Below are 2,680 nucleotides of genomic sequence, written 5' to 3'. Positions count from 1 at the left end.
TCCAGAGTCCTGCCCCGCGATGGTTCGGGTCCGAGGGGACGCGAGCTGGACACGCACAATGTTACTTAGCGTAGCGCCATGGTGGGCGCGGGTGCGGGAGCCCCGGGATCGGACCCCGTTGGCCCACCCGCTGCGGCGCGCACGATACGTCCGGTTCGGGGTTGATGAATCACCACGTTCGCGGGTAAGATCATAGTGTGTCGCTGGCGGTGCGATGGGGCGGCGGCGCGTACCATTCCGATATGTCGGAAGCGGTGTCCGTGCGCGACTCGATCAGCACCGGCAGGAAGACTCGGCTCTACGTAGGACCACCGTCACATAGAGTGGGCACATGGGTCGATCGCATCTCGTCCGTCCGGTGGCAGGTCGTCGTCGAACCTCCCGTGCCTGGTAGTTCCGATCTCTGATGGTCAGCGTCCTGCCGCCGGTGGCGCCTCAGCCCGAACCCATCCGGGTGCTCGTTGTTGACGATCACGAGCTGTTTCTGCAGGGGTTGGAGACCGTTCTCGATCTTGAGGAGGACATCACGGTCGTCGGTCGCGCCGCCGACGGCCGGCAGGCTGTCGTGATCGCAACGGGAACCACTCCGGACATCGTCCTGATGGACGTCCGGATGCCGCACCGCGACGGTATTGATGCGGCGGGCGCCATCAAGCGGGAAGTGCCGACCGCGAAGATTGTGATGTTGACGGTCAGTGATGACGAGTCCGACCTGTTCGAAGCGATAAAGGCCGGTGCGGTCGGTTATCTCCTCAAATCGATACCTCCACACGAGGTTGCGGGTGCAGTCCGTGCCGTGCACAACGGACTGAGCCTGATCAGCCCTTCGATGGCGTCGAAGCTGATGGTCGAGTTCGCCACCCTGGCGCGCGGATCGGACGACCGGCCGAGCCGGGTACCCGCGCCGCACCTCACCGCCCGCGAACTGGAGGTCCTCAAGCTGGTCGCGGGGGGTCGAGCGAACCGGGAAATCGCGCGCAAACTGTTCATCAGTGAGAACACAGTGAAGAATCATGTCCGTAATATTCTGGACAAGCTGCAGCTTCATTCGCGTATGGAGGCGGTCATGTACGCCGTGCGCCAGGGCCTCTTCGAGATCGACTGATCCCCCCCGCGCCGGTCGGTGGACCGGGCCACGCAGTGGCGCGGGCATTCTTGGGGGACATGTGTCAGGCCATGTTGCGTGGGTCAGCGGACCTTGTCAGGGTGTCGGTTGTCAGCGGCGTCCGGTCGCGGAGGGTCGGTGGCCACCCGCGCCGCGTCGGGTTCCGCCGTGTCGAGTCCCATCGTGTCGATCTTCGAGAGGGTCATGCCCAGTCCCGATCTACCCGGTCATAGTCCGACGCCTGCCCCGGAGCGAGCCGACCTGGGCAGGCTGCGATGACAGAGTGGCTCCTTGTCCTGCTCAGTGTCGTCCTGGTGGTGATCTGCGGGGTCTTCGTCGCCGCGGAGTTCGCCATGGTGACGGTTGACCGTTCACGCGTGACGCGCGCTGCCGACGCGGGTGACAGGCGGTCGGCCGGTGTCCTGTCGGCCCTCGCGAATCTTTCGACCCAGCTGTCCGGAGCGCAGCTGGGGATCACCATCACCAATCTGGCGATCGGTTTCCTCGCCGAACCGGCGATCGCGGGCATCCTCGACGGGCCACTGGAATCCCTCGGCGTACCCGGGGGAGCGGTCCGGGGCGTCGGCGGGACGATCGCCCTGGCGCTCGCCACGGCCACAACGATGATCTATGGCGAGCTGGTGCCGAAGAATCTGGCGGTTGCCCGTCCGCTGCCCACCGCTCGCGCGGTACAGGGGTTCGCGCGAGGCTTCAGCCGCGTGACCGGCTACCCGATCCGCCTCCTCAACGGAACCGCCAACGGCCTGCTGCGTCGGATGGGCATCGAGCCCCAGGAGGAGCTCGCCTCTGCCCGATCCGCGCAGGAGCTGTTCTCCCTGGTGGGTAGGTCCGCGGAAAAGGGCACACTCGCGCCGGAGACCGCGACGCTGTTCCAGCGTTCGTTGGCGTTCGGGGGCAAGCAGGCGGCGGACGTCCTGACTCCCCGGGTCCGGATGCGTACCGTCCAGGTCGACGACCCGGTCGGCGAGGTCATCGTCATGGCCCGCCGGACCGGGCACTCCCGTTTTCCGGTGGTCGGCCAGGGTCTCGACGACGTCGTCGGTCTCATCCACGTCAAGCACGCCGTTGCGGTCGGGGAGGAGGACCGGGAAACGGTGACCGTCGGCGACGTCATGATTGATCATCTGGTCGTACCGTCCACGATGGAACTCGACCCGCTGCTGGAGACCCTGCGCCGCGGCGGCCTGCAGCTGGCGGTTGTCATCGACGAGTTCGGCGGAACGGACGGTCTGGTCACCATCGAGGATCTGATCGAGGAGCTCGTCGGCGATGTGGTGGACGAGCACGACCGGGTGGGCGCGCACGCGCAGCGGCGTAAGGACGGAACATGGCTGCTGTCCGGTCTGCTCCGCGTTGACGAGGTTGTGCAGACCGTCGGCGTGCGGTTGCCGCTGGACGACGCCTACCAGACCCTCGGGGGTCTGATCGCAGACAGGCTCGGCCGGCTGCCCGTCACCGGCGACATCGTCGATGTCGACGGCGTCAGTCTGACCGTCCAGCTGATGGACGGTCGCCGGGTGGACCGTGTCCACCTGGCTCTTCCGCCCGGGCACC

General features: G+C 66.6%; 3 protein-coding genes. 2 read left to right on the top strand and 1 reads right to left on the bottom strand.

The window, feature by feature from the left end; all coding sequences use genetic code 11:
* The first annotated feature begins 403 nt into the window (after positions 1 to 403).
* Positions 404 to 1,105 (top strand): response regulator, encoded by a 702-nt coding sequence (locus U9980_RS03355; protein WP_416210136.1) that lies wholly within the window; start codon positions 404 to 406, stop codon positions 1,103 to 1,105.
* Between the two features lie 83 nt (positions 1,106 to 1,188).
* Here the strand turns inward: U9980_RS03355 and U9980_RS03350 are convergent, their stop codons facing one another.
* On the bottom strand, positions 1,189 to 1,311 hold the full coding sequence (locus U9980_RS03350; RefSeq protein WP_322766632.1) for a hypothetical protein: 123 nt from the start codon (positions 1,309 to 1,311) through the stop codon (positions 1,189 to 1,191).
* 69 nt (positions 1,312 to 1,380) lie between these two features.
* Here U9980_RS03350 and U9980_RS03345 point away from each other — a divergent pair.
* Positions 1,381 to 2,680: hemolysin family protein (locus U9980_RS03345; protein ID WP_322766631.1), on the top strand; the 1,300-nt coding region annotated here is incomplete at its 3' end.

The organism is Protofrankia sp. Cr1, assembly GCF_963555865.1.
Lineage (GTDB): Bacteria > Actinomycetota > Actinomycetes > Frankiales > Frankiaceae > Protofrankia.
Note: the sequence above shows the minus strand (reverse complement) of the source record. Positions and strands in the feature narration are given on the sequence as shown.

Coding starts and splice junctions, on each gene's coding strand:
- U9980_RS03350 (WP_322766632.1), bottom strand. CDS start 1,311: ATGACCCTCTCGAAGATCGACACGATGGGACTCGACACGGCGGAACCC.